Here is a 17,933-nt window from a genome sequence, read left to right on the forward strand (position 1 = left end):
TTAGAAATATGCTCCCTTAAGTTATTAAGGGGGCTTTTTTATGTAATAAATAAATGATTAAAGAATAAATTTAATTATGAACAATAATATGTATGATTCTAAATTGAAATTAAAAAATATTGTTACTTAAATTTGAAATTATTACGATTTATAAACTATTTCAATATGAGGTAAGTAGAATGGAGGTATTTAATGAACACTTATAAAGAAATGAATGATGCTTTAATTGTAGAATATATCAAAGAATTTGGTATTTTCCCAGAAAACCATGAAATTGTTAGTAAAGAAATTGGTGATGGAAATTTAAATTATGTGTTTAGAGTAAGAGATTTAAATACAAATGAAACAATAATTGTTAAGCAAGCATTACCTTATTTAAAAATAGCAGGAGATGGTTGGAAATTAACATTAGATAGAAATAGAATTGAATATGAAGCAATGAAATGTCAAAATTCAGTTTGTGAAGGTACTGTTTCCAAAGTATATCATCATGATAATATATATGCACTAACTGTTATGGAAGATTTAAAAAATATGATTATTTTAAGAAGAGGTCTTATGGGTATGCAAAAATATCCTAACTTTCCAAAACAAATAGGTAAATTTATGGCTAGAAACTTATTTTTAACATCTGACTTTGGAATGGGACCGATGGAAAAGAAAAAAAACATGAAAAAGTTCATAAGTCCAGAACTTTGTGATATAACTGAAAGATTAGTTTTTACAAATCCTTATATGGATGCTAAAGATAATAAAATTAATGAAAATATTAAGGATTTTGTTGTAAGTGAGATATGGAATTCAAATAAACTTAGACTTGAAACAGCTAAGTTAAAAACAATATTTATGACTAAGTCAGAAGCATTACTGCATGGAGATTTGCACACAGGTTCTATTTTTATAGATGAAAGTAAATCTGTTGTTTTTGATGCAGAGTTTGCATTTTATGGACCATATAGTTATGATATAGGATTATTATTTGCCAACATATTACTAAATTATGTATCTTGGGAAGGAAGAATGGACAAGTCTAAAAATGAAATAATAAGTTATAGAAAATATCTATTAGATTTATGTACTGAAATATGGGAAGAATTTTTGGCAAATTTAAATTATTTATGGAACAATGAATCTAAGGATGTAATAACTGAAATTGATAGATATGAAGAAGAGTATATAAAAAATTTATTACATGAAACTATTGGATTTTGCTCATGTGAAATTATGAGAAGAATTATAGGAATGGCACATGTCCAAGATTTAGATGAAATAGAAGACTTAAAACTTAGAGCTAAAGCACAAATATTAGGACTTAAGATAGCTAAAAAATTAATTCTTACTAGAAATGAAATTAATTCTTTTAGTGAATTTATAAATTATATAGGGTTCCAAGCTGAAAAATGAAATTATTCAAATATTAAATGAGAATAGTAGTATTCCAAGAAACAGAAATTATTTAAAACGTTATTCATAAAAATTTCAAAGAAACTCTAATAAATTTGCCATTTTATTTCCAAGACTAAACGGCTATTAGTGAACTAAATTCAGAGCTATGTAATTAAATTCTAGTCTATTTTTCATAACTCTTCGTTAGCAATTCACATTAATAAAATTCCATTATTGATGCGAATTACTTCCTTGATTTATAAAAAATATACATTGAATTTCCAATTGCATATTTCTAAATTTAGTTCACTCGATGTCCTGTCTAGGCAGTCGCTGAACCCGTCCTTGGGTTCAGGTCTTGAAAATAAAAAACAAATTAATAAGAGTTTCTAAATCAATTTTTAAAGAAATACTAATTTAAATAATTCCTGTTTCTTGATGAAATAAAAAAAGTTTTTCAATTGAGAAAGATGTTATTTTAAATTTGAACTTGGAATATAGGAATAGAAGATGGAAAATGAAATTATTATCATTTTAAAGTATATTTACTATTAAAACTATATTTAGTAAGAATATTATAATGGTGAATTTATTCTCGAAAATGAGTTTTTACGGATAAATATTATATTAATTTTATTTGAAGCACAAATAAAACATTGTAGCAGGGATATTCGCCATAATTGATAATTGTGAACTGTTTCCAAATAGAAAACTAGGAATTATATATAATAAAGTCTCAGGGAGGGGCAATAAATAGTGAATTTAAAGAATAGGGGGATTTTATATGGAGGAAGATCTATTATCTATTAAATGGGATGAGAAAAAAGATGAATTAATTTTATTAGATCAAACAAAGTTACCAAATGAAATTGAATATATAAATTATAATTCAGTAGAAGGTGTGTACTCTTCAATAAAGAATATGATAGTTAGAGGGGCACCAGCTATAGGGGTTACTGCTGGATATGGAATGTATTTTGCAGCAAAGAAAGCTACAGAAAATTCTTTTGAAGATTTCTATTTAGAAATTAAAAAAGATGCTGACTATTTAAATTCAAGTAGACCAACTGCTGTAAATCTCTCATGGGCAGTTAATAGAATGCTTAAGAAGGCTAAAGAATCAAAAGGAATGCCTATAAAAGATATAAAAATAGCACTAAGAAATGAAGCTAAGACAATTCATGAAGAGGATATAGAAATATGCAAAGCTATTGGAGAAAATCTACTTACACTATTAAAGGATGGTATGGGAATATTAACTCACTGTAATGCTGGGCAACTTGCAACTTCAAAATATGGTACGGCAACAGCACCAATGTATCTTGCAAAGAAAAAGGGGTGGAATTTAAAAGTATATTCAGATGAGACAAGGCCAAGACTACAAGGTTCTACATTAACAGCATTAGAACTTAATATGGCAGGGATAGATGTAACAACCATTACAGATAATATGGCGGCAGTAGTTATGGCGGAGGGGAAAATAAATGCAGTTATAGTTGGATGTGATAGAATAGCCGCTAATGGCGATACTGCAAATAAAATTGGAACATATGGTGTGTCTATATTAGCTAAGTACTTTAATATTCCAATGTATATTGCAGCACCAACACCAAGCATAGACTTAAACACTGCAACTGGGAAAGACATTCCTATAGAAGAAAGAGATACTAAAGAAGTTACATGTAGATTTGGTGTTTGGACAGCTCCTAAAGATGTAAAAGTATATAATCCATCATTTGATGTAACAGAAAATAAAAATATAACAGCTATTGTAACAGAAAAAGGAATTGTATATCCTCCTTTTGACGAAAACTTATACAAATTATTAAATAATAAATAAGGGTAATTTAAGTAAAAGGGGTAAAGCTATGTTAGAAGATTTGAAAAGAAAATTAGTAAAAATAGCTAAAGAGGCAGATGAAGCTGGTTTATGTAAACATAAATCAGGAAACTTTAGTATAAGAGATGAAAAATCAGGATATATTTTAGTAACACCCTCAGCTGTTTCAAGAGAAGAATTAACTGAAAATCATATATGTGTAGTAGATATGAATTTAAATTTATTAGAAGTAAATGAAAAAGTAAGACCAACTAGTGAGTTGCTAATGCATATAGAGACATATAAATGTAGAAAGGATGTAAAAGCTATAGTGCATACACACTCAAAATTTGCTACAGCATTTTCTGTTTTAAACAAGGAAATTCCACCTATAGTATATGAAATTGTCAATGTTATTGGAGGTAGTGGAAGAATAAAAGTAGCGCCATATAAAAGGCCTGGAACACCAGAACTTGCTAAAAGTATTATAGAGATAATAAAAAAAGATAATGCATGCTTAATGGCACATCATGGTGTGATTACAGTTTCAGAGAAAGATATTGAGGATGCATACTTAAAAGCTGCATATGTAGAAGAAATTGCAGAAATATATTACCGAACACTTCAAATAAACAAAGGACAAGAACCAGAATTAATACCTAAAGAAGAACTTGGAGTTTGGAAGTATCCAGCTGAAGTAAATTATTAAAGTGAAAATAAATTTTAAAAATTCCACAATTATTAGTGGAATTTTTTTTGAATTAATATTAGTACATAGATAATAGAAAAATACAAATAATATAAAAGTATAAAGGAAGTGTTAGAAATTTGGAAAAGTTATTATATTGTACAGCATATATTTCGATTATATTAAAATTATGTTAATAAATAAAAGAAAATGTAAAAGAGTAGTGCAAAAAATGTCGAAACAAGATATATTATATAAGCAAGCTTTTTTTTTAGTGTAATTAAAATTTATTTATTTAAGTATTAAATAAATGTTAAAAATAATAGAGGTGAAATATGATACAGATTGAAAAACTAAGAAAAGTTTATGGTAATGGTTATGAAGCTTTAAAAAGCATCAATCTTGAAATTAATGAGGGAGAACTTGTTTGTTTATTAGGACCAAGTGGTTGCGGAAAGACAACAATATTAAATCTTTTAGCAGGACTATTAGATCCAACCAGTGGAGATATCAAATTTGATAATGAATCAGTTATTGATAAACATCCAAAAGACAGAAATATCGGACTAGTATTTCAAAACTATGCATTGTATCCACATATGACAGTTTTAGAAAATGTAATGTTCCCTCTAACAGTTGGAAAGAAAAAAATATCTAAGCATGAAGCTAAAAAGATATCCGAAAAATTCATGAAAATTACAAGTATTGAAGGACTAGCTGATAAAAAACCAGGAGAAATGTCTGGTGGTCAACAACAAAGGGTCGCTATTACAAGAGCGTTAGTACAAAGTCCAAAAGTTCTTTTGTTAGATGAACCATTAAGTAACCTTGATGCAAGACTTAGACTTAAGATAAGAGAAGAAATCAGAAGACTTGTTAAAGAAATAGGTATTACTACTATATTTGTTACTCATGATCAAGAAGAAGCATTATCTATAAGTGATAGAATTGTACTTATGAATGAAGGTGTCGTTCAACAATTTGATGTTCCGCAAAATTTATATTTAGAGCCAACAAACCTTTTTGTTGCAAAATTTATGGGAAACCCTATAATTAATATTTTTGAAATGGAAAAAGAAGGAGAAATGTTAAAGTCTAAAGATTTTTCAATAGATGTTAATTTATTGAAAAAAGATAGATTTAAGGGTGAACTAAATGAAAAAAAATATTATGTAGGAATTAGACCAGAATATTTGGAAATAAGTGAAAATCCATTATTTAAAGTAAATGTTGAATCAGTGGAATTAATAGGTAAAGATTGTATTATTAACTTTAATGTTAGTGATATAAATGCTAAATCAATTACAGATATAACTAGTAGAATTAATGAAGGTGATGAAATTGGACTAGATATTACATACGACAGTATTTATATTTTCAATGAGAATGGAGTTAGAGTGTACTAATGAAAAAATTTAAATATAGAGCTGAAAATTCACCACAAGCATGGTTATTTCTTTTACCTACATTAATTATAATAGGAATATTTAGTGTATTACCTCTAATGAAAACTTTTATAATGGCATTCCAAAAAGGAACATTAAATAATCTTGAGTTTAATGGATTTAAAAATTTTCAAATAGTTTTAAGTGACCCTAAGTTTCATACAGCATTATTTAATACTTCAACTTATGCATTTATAGTTGTTCCAGTATGCCTTATTATTGCAATGTTCATAGCAATAACTATACATGAAAAAATAAAGAATAAAAGTCTTTCAGAAACCATATTCTTTATACCATATTTAACAAGTATAATTGCAGTTGGTATTGTATTTAGATTTTTATTAAATGGAGATTATGGATTTGTAAATTATATATTGGGAATATTCAATTTAGGTCCAATTAATTTTTTAGATGACCCTAATATGAGTATGACAACATTAATTATATTTGGTATATGGTCAGGATTAGCATTTAATATAATTATTTTACTTTCAGGACTTAGAAATGTTGAGCCGAATTATTATAAAGTAGCAGATATGTTTGGCGCTACAAAAAAAGAGCAATTCTTTAGAATAACTTTACCACAAATGATACCAATAATTACATTTTTATTAATGATTAATTTTATCAATGCATTTAAAGTATATGCTCAAGTATTTGCAATATTTAATGGAAAAGCTGGAATTGCAGATAGTGCTACTACGGCAGTGTTTTATATATTTAATAAATTCTATGTTGAAAATAGATATGGCCAAGGTATGGCAGCTGCAGTTATCTTGTTTATATTAATTTTAATTTTTACATTAATCCAAAATTATGTATTGAAAAGAATATCTAAGTAGGTGAAAAAATGAAAAAAATTAACACAATTTTATCTAAAGCATTTATTGTTATTATGGCGATTATTACATTATTTCCTTTTGTATATATGATTTTAGCGAGTTTAATGACTTTTCAAGAGGCAACTAGCATACCTCCCACATTATTTCCTAAAAAACTTCAATGGGAAAACTTTTCATTAGCTATGCAGCAAGCGCCCTTTGTTAGATATTTCTTCAACACAATTTTAGTTGCGGGATTATCAACAATAGGTGTTGTAATAACATCAGTATTATCAGCGTTTGCTTTAGTACAGTTAGAGTTTAAATTTAAAAATATTTTGGTACTAGTTATGGCTGCATTATTAATGGTACCTTATGAAGTAACAGTATTTACAAACTATCAAACTATTGCAAAGCTTGGATTATTAGATACATACACTGCATTAATAGTTCCATCACTTGCAAGTATATTCTACATATTTTATTTAAAAGAATATCTTACAAGTATACCTACATCATATTATAAGGCAGCAAAAGTTAATGGTTGTGGTGATTTGGAATTTATTAGAAGAATATTAATTCCTTTAGCAAAACCATCATTATTCACTATGGGAATATTAAGTTTTATTAATGGATGGAATTCATTTTTATGGCCAATACTTGTGACTAATAGTAAGGAAATGAGATTGCTTAGTAATGGACTAAGTTCATTTGCGACTGAAAGTGGTACAAATGTACAACTACAAATGGCAGCATCAACAATTGCTATAGTTCCAATTTTAATTTTATATTTAGTATTTAGAAAACAAATTATTAGAGGAGTTGTTAAGAGTGGAGTTAAAGGATAAAAAAACAAAAATTACATTCCACAATGGTATTTTAACTATTGGAGGAACAATTATAGAAATTACATACGAAGATAGTCATATATTCTTTGATTTTGGAAGTGAGTATAATCCAAAGGCACCTGTACAACCAACAAATTTACAAGAACTATTGGATGAAAAATTAGTTCCATATTTAAATAATATATATGATCCTAATATTCCATTAAAAGGATACGAATCCATGGAAGATGATTGGAAAAATACTGCTGTATTTTTATCACATGTTCATTTAGATCATTCAAAGATAGTAAATTACTTAAATCCTTCTATACCATTATATACACTAGAAGGTACAAAATCATTATTAAATACTTTAAATATAAATGATGATTTTCTTTTCCCACTTTATGAGAAGAAAGAGAAAAACACAAGAGATATCACTGGATTAAAAGAAAATGAAATTGTAAATGTTGGAAAAATAAAAGTAAAGGCAATGCCTGTAGATCATGATGCATATGGTGCCTGTGGATTATTAATAACAACTCCAGATTTAGTAATATCTTATACTGGCGATATTAGACTTCACGGATATAGAAAAAATGACACATTAAATTTCTGTAAGGAAAGTGAAAATTGTGACGTTCTGTTAATAGAAGGTGTTAGTGTATCTTTTCAAGAATTTGATGAAGAATTAAGTAGTGAAGAAATATACAATGAGCCAGATTTAATAGATAAAATAAATAAAATTTTGCAAGAGAATCCTAATAAGCAAATAACGTTTAATTACTATATTTCTAACATAGAAAGAATTTTAAATATAATAAAAACAAATTCAAGAAAAGTTGTGTTAGATGCATATTATGCTTATGTTCTAAAAGAAGCCACAGGATATGAAGCTTATTATTATGAACTAAATGAAAATAAATATGGATTAAATGAGCAATATAAAATTGATTTTGAGGATTTATTAAACGATGAAGGTGATTTTTTCTGGCAATTAGACAATTCTGCCATTAAGTATATAGATAAATTAAAGAAAGGCGGAATATACATTCATTCAAATGCAGTTCCATTAGGGGAGTTCGATCCAGCATACGAACCATTTGTGAATAAATTTGGAGAATGTAATATTGAGTTTGTAAAAGTTTCATGTAGCGGTCACGCACATCCTAATGATTTAATTAAAATAATAGATTTAATTAAACCTAAGTTGTTAGTGCCTATACATTCTTACCGTCCTGAAAAACTATATAATAAATCAGGTGATGTTTTGTTACCAGAAAAAAAACAAACTATATAAATTGGAGGAGTAAACAAATGAAATTAAAGAAAATAACAGCGCTTGCACTAGCAGCACTAACAACTGCTACTGTTATGTCAGGATGTTCTTCTAAAGATGGGGATGCATCAAATAAAGAAATAGTAACTGAAATAACTGAGCCAGTAGAAATAACATTTTGGCATGCAATGAATGGAGATTTAGAAAAATCTTTACAAAGTTTATCAGATGAATTTACAAAACAAAATCCAAACATTAAGGTGACTTTACAAAACCAATCAAGTTATCAAGATTTACAACAAAAAATAACTGCTACAGTTGCAAGTCCAAAAGACTTACCAACAATTACTCAAGCATATCCTGATTGGATGTTTAATCCTATAAAAGAAAATTTAGTTACGGATTTAACTGCATACATAGAAAATGAAACATTAAAATTTGATAATTATGAAGATATATTACCAAGTTTTAGAGAGGCTGCTAAAATAGATGGTAAAATATATGGAATGCCTTTCAATAAATCAACAGAAGTTTTATGGTATAATAAAACATTATTTAATGAATTAAATTTACAAGTGCCTACAACTTATGAAGAGCTTGTAAATGTATCTAAAACAATAAAAGAAAAAAAAGGTATAGTTGGTGCTGGATTTGACGCATTAAATACATATTACACTACTTTTGTAAAAACAGAAGGAGAAAGCTTTGATTCAAACCTTGATGTAACAAGTGATGCTTCAGTTAAAGCTGTTAACTACTACTTAGATGGTGTAAAAGAAGGTTATTTTAGAATTGCTGGAACAGATAAATATTTATCAGGACCATTTGCAAATGAAACTATAGGCATGTATGTTGGATCAAATGCTGGTGAAAACTTTATTAAACAAGGTGTTGGTGATAAATTTGAAATAGGTGTTGCACCTTACCCAACAAGCACAGCATTACAACAAGGTACTGATTTATATGTATTCTCTAATGGCACACCAGAGCAAAAAACTGCTGCATATGAATTCTTAAAATTCTTAACTACTAAAGAAAACCAAATAAAATGGGCTGAAGAAACTGGATATATACCAGTAAGAAAAAGTGCAATTGAGTCAGAGGAATACAAGAATTCTGGAAGATTAATAGCTCCAATATTATCTAAAGCAACAGAAAACTTATATACAAATCCTATATTAAGTGGTGCTGATGCAGCATATAGAGAAGCTGGTACAGTTATGGAAAGTATATTATCTGATACTAAAATAGATGTAACTAAAAGATTAGAAGAATTTAAAACTACTTTAAGTTCTATTTGGGAATAATATAAATTAAAATGAAAAAATTTGCTTTACAAATTTTAGATTTATATATTTAATAAAGGGGGGTGTCTTTAAAAAGATAGCCCCTTTTATGATGGAGGATAGATATGAAAATTGTTATATATCAAACTAGTGATTTACATGGATATGTATATCCAACAAATTATGTGACTGAAAAACCATTAGGAATTTTGAAAATTGGCAGTTACATACTAAATGATGAAAAAAACTATGATGCAGCATTAAAAATTGATTGTGGAGATTTAGTTCAAGGTTCAGCACTTACTCATTACTTGTCTAAAAAGGATATTAAGGAAAATCCAATTATAAAATGTTTAGAAATGATAGGTTATAATTCATATGTATTAGGAAATCATGAGTTCAATTATGGGTTAGAGTATCTTAAAACTGCATATGAAAAAGTTTCAAATAAAGTATTAAGTGCAAATATTGAAGGGTTGCCATTTAATGGAAAACCATATGAAATATTTAATTTCAATGGATTTAAAATTGGATGTATTGGTCTTACAACATCATTCATACCAAATTGGGAACAAGAAAAAAATATTAAAGATATTAAATTTTTAAATCCTGTTGAAGCATATAGAAAATATGAAAATGAACTAAAAGAAAAAGCTGATATGATTATAGTATGTTATCATGGAGGATTTGAAAAGAGTTTAGATGAGAACATGACACCTACAGAAAAGTTAACAAAAGAAAATCAAGGAAGTGAACTTTTAGAAACTTTTGATTCAATTGATATTGTTTTAAGTGGTCATCAACATAGATCATTTATTACAAAAATAAATAATGTAATTTGTACTCAACCTATGCATAATGGAGAGACATTTACAAAAATAGTATTAGATACAGAATCAAAAGAAATTAATTATGAATTAATTAGTGTATCTAATTTACAAGAAAAAATAAATAGTGATTTAGAAAGTATATTTACAGATTTAGAAGCTGAACTACAAAAATACTTAGATAGGGAAATAGGAAATTTTGATAAGGATATGATACTTGATGATATTTTTGAAGCAAGATTAAAAGGACATCCATTCATTAATTTTTTACATCAAGTTCAATTAGAGGTGTCAAAGGCAGATTTTTCAGTTTTATCCTTATTTGATAGTGCTATTGGGTTTAAGAAAAATGTATCAATAAGAGATGTATTAATAAATTATCCATATCCAAACACAATAAAAGTCCTTAAAATAACAGGAGAAAAATTAAAAGAAGCAATTGAAAAGAGTGCTACTTACTTTGTCATTGAAAATGGAAAAGTAGAAATAAACGAAGAATTTTTAGTTCCTAAAATACAAAATTATAACTATGATACCTTTGGAGGATTAACATATGAGGTTGATTTGACTAGGAATTTTGGGAATCGAGTAGTTTCAATGAAAAAAGATGGTAATGATATTAATTTACAAGATTATTATACAGTTGTTTTAAATAATTATCGTGCTAGTAATACAGCTATATATCCATGTTATGAAAATGCAGAATGTGTAAAAGAAATAAACATGGATGTTAGTGAGCTAATAATAGAATATTTACAAAAAAATCATAGTGTAAAACTAATTGAAAATAGTAACTATATTTTTAAATATTAAAAGTAAACAAATTTTATAAATATATATTTTTATTGACCACGAAAAATTTTCGTGGTATTTTTATATATGAATTTGCAATTTTTGTAGAAAAATACAATTTATATATCAAAAAGATAAAGAAAAAATACAAAATATTAATAAAATTAAAATTATTTTAAAAAAACACAAAAAAATAAATAGTTTTATTTTTAAATTATATAATAAATTTATTTGATTTTAGAACTTTTCTTATTTATAATTTATATCGCATAGAATTTACAAAAAATATTAATAATACAAATAAAATTAATTACAGTATTTAAATGTATAAACGAAAGTTAAAAATAGTAAACTTACGAATGAGTAGTTATCTTAGTAGAAGAGGGGGAGTTTTATGGCTATAACAGTTAAAGAAGCATTGGAACTAGATATACTAAAAGGATTTGAAGTAATAGCAGGAAAGAATGGTTTAATTAAAGATATAACCAATGTAGCTATTTGGGATTATGAAAGAGGAGAATTATTAAAGGAAAACTTTAGAGCAGGAGATTTTGCATTAAGTACATTAGTAGCAATAAAAGATGATATAAATGAACTATATGAAAGTGTAAAAAGAATGATTGATATTGGAATTACTTGTTTAGGAATAAAAAACATATACTTTGACTATATTCCCGAAAATGTAATAAATCTTGCTAATAAAAATAATTTTCCAATAATGCTATTTAGTGATACTTTCACAGAAGATGTAATAGTTCAAGTAAATAGAGCCATAACAAAAAAGAAAAAATGTGAAAATTTAGCATTTCAAGTAGATAAAATATTGTATGATAATTTAAATGGAGAGGCTATAAAAAGAATTGCTTATAATATAAATCCTAACTTTAAAGATGTAAATATTGTTGCATATTGCAAAAGAAAAAGTAGCACTTTGGATGGTATAGGTGAGTTTTCACATGATGATATGCAAGACAATCATAGTAAAGTTATTCCATATAAGGATGGGTACTTAGTTATCAATACTTTTGAAAGCATAGATTATAATGATATTGAAAATATCATTCAGAGAAGATTAGAATGGTTAGGTTTTTCACATAAAGAATACATAATAGGTGTTAGCAATATTTATAATAGGCTCAAAAATTTAGATAAATCTATACAAGAAAGTTTATATGCATTTAAACATTCTAAGACATATAAGAAAGAAATATCTTTCTTTAAGAAAATAGGACTTAATAGAGTTTTCATACCTATTTTAGATAATCCATGGGTTAAAAAATATTACAATGAAGTAATAGAGCCATTAATAAAATATGATAAGAGTAATGATTCAGAATTGTTAAAGACAGCTATAAAGTACATAGAAAATAATGGAGATATAAAAACCACAGCAGAAGAATTATTTCAACATGGTAATACAGTAAGATATAGAATTGATAAAATAAATAAAATAATTAGTGCTCATTGTAAAGATGAACATTTTTATGAAGAATTAGCTGTAGGTGTTAGAATATATACACTTCTTAGTAATCCATTGTAAATTTTACAAGTGATCTATTGTAAATTTTACAATGGATTACGTTTTTAATTTTAAAATATTACAAAACAATATTTATTAATAGTGGTGTATCATATTTCTTGTGGCAAAACTAGGAATTATAAATTAATTATTTTTAAATATAGGAAATTAGATTTGCCTATAAGTTTATATAAAGTGTAATAAGATTTATTAAATAAAAGTTATGGAGGAAAGATATGAAAAAATTTAAAATTGCTTATACAGAAGAAGCAAAAAGATATTTTGATACTACAAGAGAAGTAGTATTAGCAGGAAAAACAGATTTTACTGATGTAGCAGCAGTAGTGTTAACTGATTCAGAAATAGAATTAATTAATGCAGCATATAATACTAAATTTGGAGTTCCAATATTTATAGTAAAAATAAATGATGACTTATCAAGTGAAATTATTGAAAAGGCATATCGTGTAATTGATGGAAATACTTTTGATTCAAAACTTTATACTAGAGTTATTGAAAGTGCAGCAAGTCAATATGAAGATAAAATATTACCACCTTTCTTTAAAGCTTTAACTAGTTATGTAGATAGAGGAAATATTCAATTTGATTGTCCAGGACATCAAGGTGGACAGTATTTCCGTAAACATCCAGCTGGTAGATATCTTTATGATTTTTATGGAGAAAATATTTTTAGATCAGATATATGTAATGCAGACGTTGCATTAGGAGATTTATTAATTCATGAAGGTCCAGCAGTTGATGCAGAACAAAATGCAGCTAGAATTTATAATGCAGATAAAACATATTTTGTAATGAATGGTACTAGTGCATCAAATAATGTTGTTGTAGGATCTTTAGTTTCACCAGGAGATTTAATATTATTTGATAGAAACAACCATAAATCAATATATAATTCAGCTTTAGTTCAAAATGGCGCAACACCTATATACATGGAAACAGGACGTAACCCATTTGGATTTATTGGTGGAATTGATGCACATTGTTTCGATGAGAAATATATTAGAGAAGAAATAGAAAAAATTGCACCAGAAAGAAAAAATGATAAAAGACCATTTAGATTAGCAGTAATTCAACTTGGAACATATGATGGAAGTATTTATAATGCAAGACAAGTTGTTGATAAAATAGGACATTTATGTGATTACATATTATTTGATTCTGCATGGGTTGGATATGAACAGTTTATTCCAATGATGAGAGATTGCTCTCCATTGTTACTTGAATTAAATGAAAATGATCCTGGAATATTTGTAACTCAATCAGTACATAAACAACAAGCAGGTTTTTCACAAGCATCACAAATACATAAAAAAGATAGTCATATAAAAGGACAACGTCGTTATGTTGATCATAAGAGATTTAATAATTCATTTATGCTATATGCATCAACAAGTCCATTTTATCCATTATATTCAACTTTAGATGTAAATGCTAAAATGCAAGAAGGCGAAGCAGGAAGACGTTTATGGGCAGATTGTATAAAACTAGGTGTTGAAACTAGAAAATCAGTACTTAAAAATTGTTCTATGATAAAACCATTTATACCAACAGTAGTAAACGGAAAGAAATGGGAAGAGTATGACACAGAAGAAATAGCTAACAATATTGATTTCTTTAGATTTGTACCAGGAGAAAAATGGCACTCATTTAAAGGATACGGAGAAAATCAATATTTTGTTGATCCAAATAAATTTATGTTAACAACACCAGGAATAAATGCTGAAACTGGAGAATATGAAGATTTTGGAATACCTGCAACTATACTTGCAAATTATTTAAGAGAAGTAGGAATAATTCCAGAGAAAAATGATTTAAACTCTATATTATTCTTATTAACTCCAGCAGAAACTTCAACAAAAATGGAGAATTTAGTTGCTCAGTTTATAAAATTTGAAAAATTAATAAATGAAGATGCTCCATTAAGTGAAGTTTTACCAAGCTTATATAATAAAAATATAGAGCGTTATAAAGGATATACAATAAGACAATTATGTCAAGAAATGCATGATTTCTATAAAGAAAATGATGCAAAAACATATCAAGAAAGATTATTTAGAGCTGAATACTTACCTAAAAGAGGAATTGTTTACGATAAAACTAATAATGAAGCATATGATGAAGTTGCAGCTACATCTTTAAATGATAAAAAGCAAGACAATGGAAGAATGATGACAGCTCAAGATGCTAAATGGGCATTAATAAGAAATAATGCTAAATTAGTTGCTTTAGAAGACATAGTTGGAGAAATAGCATTAGAAGGAGCACTTCCATACCCACCAGGAGTATTCTGTGTAGTTCCAGGAGAGGTTTGGAGTGAAACTGCTCAAAAATACTTTACAATTTTACAAGATGGAATTAATGAATTCCCAGGATTTGCGCCAGAAATTCAAGGTGTTTATTTAGAAGAGCAGGAAAATGGTAAAGTTAAAGCATTTGGATATGTGTTAGATAATAAATTTATCTAAAAAGTAAAATATAATTAGTGAGATAATTTAAAATAGGGTTTCAAAATGAAAAATAAGATTATTTAGTTGAAACCCTATATTAAAAATTCAGTTTAAAATAAAAAGGATTAGAGGCAGAATTATGAAAGAACAAAAAAATAAGATGAGTGTTGTTCAGTTAACAATGATAACTGCAATAAACATGATGGGATCAGGTATAATAATGCTTCCAACTAAATTAGCGGAAGTAGGAACTATGTCTATATTATCATGGATGGTAACAGGCTTAGGTTCTATGGCATTAGCGTATGCTTTTGCTCAATGTGGAATGTTTAGTCGTAACTCAGGTGGAATGGGTGGATATGCAGAATATTCACATGGTAAATCTGGAAGTTTTATGGCAAACTATGCATATGGATTATCACTAGTAATAGCTAATATAGCAATAGCAATATCAGCAGTAGGATATGCATCTGTACTATTTAATATAGAACTTTCTCCAATATTAGTATGTTTATGTACAATATTTACATTATGGTTAGCCACTGTGCTAAATTTTGGAGGAGCAGGAATTACTGGTAAAATTGGTTCATTTACAGTTTGGGGAGTAATTCTTCCTGTAATAGTAATTTCAACAGTTGGTTGGTTTTGGTTTAGTGGAGCAGACTATGCAGCTGCTTGGAATCCAAATAACTTTTCATTCTTTGATGGTATAGGTAAGTCAATTTCAATAACACTATGGGCATTTTTAGGCTTAGAATCAGCATCTGCTAATATGGATGCAGTTGATAATCCAAAGAAAAATGTTCCAATAGCTTGCTTAGGTGGAACAATAGGTGCGGCAATTATATATATTGTATCTACTAATGTTATTGCAGGAATTATACCAAATGCAGACTTATTAAGCAGTAATGCCCCATTTGGATTAGCATTTGCAAGAATGTTCAGTCCATTAGTTGGTAAAATTGTAATGGGAATGATGGTAATTTCTTGTTTTGGATCTTTATTAGGATGGCAATTTACTATAGCAGGTGTATTTAGAACATCTGCTATCGAAGGATATTTTCCTAAGATATTTGGAAAAGTTACTAAAAATGAAACACCAATAATAGGAATGGTGATTATAACTATAATGCAGTCATTACTTGCTTTAATGACAATTAGTCCAAGCTTATCAAAACAATTTGATATACTTGTTAATTTAGCAGTTGTTACAAATGTTATACCATATTTATTATCAATGGGAGCTGTTAATGTAATATTAAAATCAGAAAATGTACCAGCAAAAAAACGTAAATTTACAACTTGTATTTCCATAATTGCGTCAATATATAGTTTATATGCGTTATATTCTTCTGGTTTTGAGCCAATGTTCTATGGATCAATAGTAACATTTGCAGGTTGGATATTATATGGTTTTGTTTCAGACAGATTTGATTTAAAAAGTGATTTTGATGAATTAGAGCATGCAAAAATGCATGCATAATCCTTAAAATATAATTATTTTAGTGTAAATGGTGCACTCCTAATTTAAATTGGGAGTGCACCATTTTTATATATAAATATTAATTATAAAAATAAATAAGTTAATTATTTACTTGGAGTATAAAAAGTAACATAATATTGAAACTCTCATAATATAAAATAGATTTGGAAAATATTTAATTCTATAAAATGGAGAATTTATTATGAGACATTTAAAAAGTATTGATAAAAAAAATTTTTATAAAGAACCTATAAATTTTGACAAACATACAAATAAAAATTTACTAAAATATGCAGTAGGTTCTAATTTGTACATGAATGCTTTAATGGACATAGAAAATAAGATAATACTTAAAAAATTAGAAAATATAAGTTCAATAACAATTTGTTTTGAAGATGCTATAAAAGAATCTGATGTTGAGAATGGCGAAAAAAACCTGTTAAGAGCATTAGATATAATATATGATTATTTGAAACTTGATGATAATAGAAAAGATGAAATTCCATTAATATTTATTAGGGTAAGAAATATTAATCAATTTTTAAACTTTACTTCTAAATTATCTGAAAAACAAATGAGATTAATTACAGGCTTTACATTTCCTAAATTTAATATAAGTAGTGGGAAAATTTATTTAGAACATTTATTAAAATTAAACAATAAGTTTAATGAAAAAATTTATGCTATGCCTATACTTGAAACTGAAGAAATAATATATAAGGAAACTAGAGTTTCAGAAGGAATATATCTAAAAAAATTATTATGGGATTATAAAGATTTAATATTAAACATTAGAGTAGGAGGCACAGATTTTTCTTCAAAGTTTGGAATAAGAAGAAGTTCAAATAGAAGTATATACGATATAGGAGTTATTAATGACTGTCTTATTGATATAATTAATATTTTTGGAAGAAGTGAAGATGACTATATTATATCAGCACCAGTGTGGGAATATTTTTCATCTGATATAAATTCAAAGGAAGTTAAAGGACTTATTAGGGAAATTGAATTAGATAAGGAAAATGGTTTTTGTGGTAAAACCATAATTCATCCAACACAAGGATTATATGTAAATGCTATTTATTCAGTTAAATTTGAAGATTATATAGATGCCATGGATATATTAAATTTTGAAAGAACGGGTGGAGTTTTTAAAGGATACAATAATAACAAAATGAATGAAGTTTTACCACATTATAATTGGGCAAAAAGAATATACCATAGAGCACAAGTTTTTGGGGTCATGAATAAAAATTTATCTTATAATGATTTATTTAGGGGGTAAAATGTAAA

Annotated in this window: 13 protein-coding genes; all 13 read left to right on the forward strand. The window is 27.0% G+C overall.

Features of this window, described 5'->3' with window-relative positions; translation table 11 throughout:
* The first annotated feature begins 192 nt into the window (after nt 1-192).
* Complete coding sequence (gene mtnK, locus AC07E4_RS11875) at nt 193-1,404, forward strand: S-methyl-5-thioribose kinase (RefSeq protein WP_478216501.1); 1,212 nt, start codon at nt 193-195, stop codon at nt 1,402-1,404.
* Nucleotides 1,405-2,170: 766 nt separating this feature from the next.
* The gene (gene mtnA, locus AC07E4_RS11880; protein ID WP_478216502.1) at nt 2,171-3,226 is read left to right on the forward strand and encodes an S-methyl-5-thioribose-1-phosphate isomerase; all 1,056 of its coding nucleotides are present in this window, start codon (nt 2,171-2,173) and stop codon (nt 3,224-3,226) included.
* A gap of 28 nt (nt 3,227-3,254) precedes the next feature.
* Nucleotides 3,255-3,914 (forward strand): class II aldolase/adducin family protein, encoded by a 660-nt coding sequence (locus tag AC07E4_RS11885; RefSeq protein WP_040328287.1) that lies wholly within the window; start codon nt 3,255-3,257, stop codon nt 3,912-3,914.
* 314 nt (nt 3,915-4,228) lie between these two features.
* Nucleotides 4,229-5,299 (forward strand): ABC transporter ATP-binding protein, encoded by a 1,071-nt coding sequence (locus tag AC07E4_RS11890; protein ID WP_040328288.1) that lies wholly within the window; start codon nt 4,229-4,231, stop codon nt 5,297-5,299.
* Complete coding sequence (locus AC07E4_RS11895; RefSeq protein ID WP_040328289.1) at nt 5,299-6,180, forward strand: carbohydrate ABC transporter permease; 882 nt, start codon at nt 5,299-5,301, stop codon at nt 6,178-6,180. The genes AC07E4_RS11890 and AC07E4_RS11895 overlap by 1 nt, the downstream gene beginning before the upstream one ends.
* Before the next feature lie 8 nt (nt 6,181-6,188).
* On the forward strand, nt 6,189-7,007 hold the full coding sequence (locus AC07E4_RS11900) for a carbohydrate ABC transporter permease (protein ID WP_040328290.1): 819 nt from the start codon (nt 6,189-6,191) through the stop codon (nt 7,005-7,007).
* Nucleotides 6,991-8,286: an MBL fold metallo-hydrolase gene (locus AC07E4_RS11905; RefSeq protein WP_478216503.1), complete on the forward strand. Its 1,296-nt coding sequence runs from the start codon at nt 6,991-6,993 to the stop codon at nt 8,284-8,286. Before AC07E4_RS11900 ends, AC07E4_RS11905 begins: the two co-directional genes overlap by 17 nt.
* Before the next feature lie 17 nt (nt 8,287-8,303).
* Nucleotides 8,304-9,572, forward strand: a complete 1,269-nt coding sequence (locus AC07E4_RS11910; protein ID WP_040328294.1) for an ABC transporter substrate-binding protein — start codon at nt 8,304-8,306, stop codon at nt 9,570-9,572.
* Nucleotides 9,573-9,676: 104 nt separating this feature from the next.
* The gene (locus AC07E4_RS11915; protein WP_040328297.1) at nt 9,677-11,191 is read left to right on the forward strand and encodes a bifunctional metallophosphatase/5'-nucleotidase; all 1,515 of its coding nucleotides are present in this window, start codon (nt 9,677-9,679) and stop codon (nt 11,189-11,191) included.
* Between the two features lie 373 nt (nt 11,192-11,564).
* On the forward strand, nt 11,565-12,710 hold the full coding sequence (locus tag AC07E4_RS11920; RefSeq protein WP_478216504.1) for a PucR family transcriptional regulator: 1,146 nt from the start codon (nt 11,565-11,567) through the stop codon (nt 12,708-12,710).
* 215 nt (nt 12,711-12,925) lie between these two features.
* A complete protein-coding gene (locus AC07E4_RS11925) occupies nt 12,926-15,175 on the forward strand; it encodes an ornithine decarboxylase (protein ID WP_478216505.1) in 2,250 nt (749 codons plus the stop codon).
* A 121-nt stretch (nt 15,176-15,296) separates the two neighbouring features.
* Entirely contained in the window at nt 15,297-16,640 is a 1,344-nt protein-coding gene (gene potE / locus AC07E4_RS11930; RefSeq protein WP_040328300.1) for a putrescine-ornithine antiporter, read from the forward strand.
* Between the two features lie 202 nt (nt 16,641-16,842).
* Nucleotides 16,843-17,925, forward strand: a complete 1,083-nt coding sequence (locus tag AC07E4_RS11935) for an HpcH/HpaI aldolase/citrate lyase family protein (RefSeq protein ID WP_040328301.1) — start codon at nt 16,843-16,845, stop codon at nt 17,923-17,925.
* Nucleotides 17,926-17,933 lie beyond the last annotated feature (8 nt).

The sequence above is a fragment of the Clostridium amazonense genome, assembly GCF_056431285.1.